The organism is Negativicutes bacterium, from assembly GCA_018052945.1.
GTDB lineage: Bacteria > Bacillota > Negativicutes > JAGPMH01 > JAGPMH01 > JAGPMH01.
The window spans coordinates 1-3267 of record JAGPMH010000080.1 but is presented as its reverse complement, the minus strand read 5'-3'; the positions used below and the strand labels follow the sequence as shown (position 1 = coordinate 3267).

The following is a 3267-nucleotide window of genomic DNA, read 5'->3' as shown; positions in this document are numbered from 1 at the left end:
AAAATTGGTTTGATTATTATAATACCAGAAGACGTCATAGTGCATTAGGTGGCATTTCTCCGCTAATGTACGAAATGAGGAGATACTCGCCATTTAACCTGTCCGCGTAACCCAATATGGTTCAAAATGTTGATAAATCTTGGGTAATGCATGCTTGTGGCGATAAAGAAATAGATGAAAATTACTATAAATATTGTGAATGTTTTTTGAAAGAATATGTGGATATTATATAAAAATAACAATATAAGGAGACAGCTATGAATAATAAGAGAAATCAGGCAGATATTGTTTATTTGACAAACTTAGCAGCTTCTTGTATAGCGGAAAAAAGATTTGATGATGCTATTGATAATGGAGTCAATATTCTTAATATTGATAACAATAATGTAGATGCACTTTATATTTTAGCATCTGCCTATATGCATAAAGATGATTTTGCTAAAGCTATTTTTTATATCGAAAAAGTCCTAGCAATTGATGAGCTTTATGTTGGAGCTTATATTGTTTTAGCGTATGTTTATAAGAAACAATTAAAGATTAATGAAGAAATTGAATTGTTGAAAACTGTAATAAGTTTAATTGTAGCGGAGCAAAATAATAATAAAGACGATACCTTATATCATAAGTCGTTAGTAGAGGCTTGGAGTTTATTAGGGTCAGCGTATACGTTAATTAATGAAACGATTAAGGCCGTTGAAGCTTTTATTGAGTGTAGCTTATTAGAAAAAAATGAACAGCAAAAGCTTGTAGAATATAGCAATGCCTTATTTACGGCGAATTACTCGGAAAAGCTTTCAGCAACAGAAAAATACTCATTGCACTTAAAATACAATGATTTTTTTTCTGACATAAAACAGTTTGAACATAATTTTAAAGTTAACAAGAAAAAAATTAGAATAGGTTATATTTCACCGGATTTTAGACAACATGCTGTTAGTTATTTTTCCTATACTATGCTGGCGAATTTCAACAGAAATGTTTTTGAAGTTTTTTGTTATGCTAAGGGGTTAGCAGATGATATTACTTTTAAGCTAAAGGCGGTAGTTGATAAATGGCAGAATGTAGATAATTTAGAATATGAAGATATTGCTAAGCTAATTTATGCTGATAATATTGATATCTTAGTAGATTTAGCCGGACATACTGCCCATAGCTTATTGCCGGTGTTAGCTTATAAGCCTGCGCCTCTACAAATAAGTGGGATTGGCTATTTTAACACGACCGGACTTAAAACTGTAGATTACTTTTTGACAGACATTAATTGTGATCCGATTGGCAAAAATGATGAATTTTTTAGTGAACAACTTTTATCGTTAGAACATTCCCATTTTTGCTATAGTCCGCTAATTGATATGGGAGCAGTGTCTACTTTGCCGGCAGTGAAAAATAACTATATTACTTTTGGTAGTTTTAATAATTTTAATAAAGTTACCGATGAAATGTTAGTAGTTTGGAACAGTATTTTAGAGAAGGTGCCTAAATCTAAATTAGTGTTAAAAAGCAAAATATTTAATAGTGTAGATGGTATCAACTTTGTAGTAGATAAAATGAATAAACTTGCTATGCCGATAGAGCGAATTGATTTGCGAGGCTTTAGCAGTGATTATTTAGCACAATATGCTGATATTGATATAGCACTAGATACTTATCCCTACCAAGGAGGAGCAACAACTTGTGAGGCTCTTTATATGGGGGTGCCAGTTCTGACGTTGGTTGGCGAAAGTCATGGCTCTCGCTTTGGTTATAGCTTATTGAAAAATGCAGGGTTAGAAGAATTAATTTGTTATAGTTCAGCTGAATATATTGATAAAGCCGTTGTTTTGGCCAATAATATAGCATTATTACAGGAATTAAGAGCTAGCTTACGAGGGCTTTTACAAAACTCAAGTTTAATGAATGCTAAGCAGTATATGATGGAATTGGAAGAAAAATATTGCTTTGTCTATAAAGAGCTTATCAATAAAGAAGATAAGGTAGTAAAAAACTCTATTAACTATAATGATATAACAAGATATCTTAATGAAGGCAATTATACCAAGGCTATTGTGTTATTGAGAAATTATTTAAATACTAATAGTAATGATGCTCAAGCACTTTGTGATATTGTAAGCTGTTATATTGAGTTGAATGATTTAAATAGTGCGCAGGCTTATTGTGAATACTTATCAGAATTAACACCAAATGCTAGCTCAGTGTTGTTTTTAAAAGCACGCCTTAGTTATATGAGTGGAGAGTATGAAAGTACGGTTGATAATCTAACAAAACTCCTAGTAGCTAGCAATCCTGCTAATAATCAAGTGTTGAGTCTTAGTTATAATCTGTTAGGGAATACTTATAAATTATTAGGTGATGCGAAAAAAAGTAGCAAAGCTTATTTAGCAGCCAGTAATTATTCGGTAGATTTAAATGATAAATTGATTGATTATAGCAATTATTTATTTAACTTAAATTACTTAGCAGATATTTCATTAGCCAAGCTGTCAACAGAACATTTAAAATATAATGATTTTTTTAAAAATATAAAACTATATCAGCATGATTTTAAGCCGAAAGAAAAAATTAGAATAGGCTATATTTCTCCGGATTTACGAAACCATGTTGTACTTAACTTCAGTTACACTTTTTTTAATGATTATGATAAAAGTGTTTTTGAGGTTTATTGTTATGCCTATGGACAAGAAGATGATTATAGTGCTGACATAAGAAGTAAAGTTGATAATTGGCGTAATATAACAGCAGATAGTTATGCTCAAATTGCGGAATTAATATATAAAGATAATATTGACATCTTAGTTGATTTAGCCGGACATACTAAAAATAATTTACTGCCGGTGCTAGCTTATAAGCCGGCACCGCTCCAAGTTAGTGGGATTGGTTATTTTAATACTACCGGACTGAAAACTGTCGACTATTATTTTACTGATATTTATTGTGAAAATGATGGCTTTAATACTCAATATTTTAGTGAAAAAATGTTGATATTGCCCCAAACGCAGTGGTGTTACCAACCGCTGAAAAATTTTCCGGATATTAATAAAAAAAGTGATAACTATATTGTTTTTGGAAGTTTTAATAATTTCACAAAAACTACAGATGAAATCTTGTTGCTATGGAAAGAAATATTGCAAAAAATTTCTCATAGTAAGTTGTTGCTAAAAAGCAGTATTTTTAGTAACGAAGATGGAGTAAAACAAATCATAGCAAGGCTTACTAAGCTGGGGTTTGATTTAGAAAAAATAGAGTTTAGAGGCGAGAGTGTTAATTACC

Annotated in this window: 2 protein-coding genes; both read left to right on the top strand. The window is 31.0% G+C overall.

Translation table 11 applies throughout. From position 1 onward, the window contains the following. On the top strand, window positions 1–110 hold a 110-nt coding region (locus KBI38_08175; protein ID MBP8630020.1), incomplete at its 5' end, for an integrase core domain-containing protein. 147 nt (window positions 111–257) lie between these two features. Then, window positions 258–3267: hypothetical protein (locus KBI38_08170; protein ID MBP8630019.1), on the top strand; the 3010-nt coding region annotated here is incomplete at its 3' end.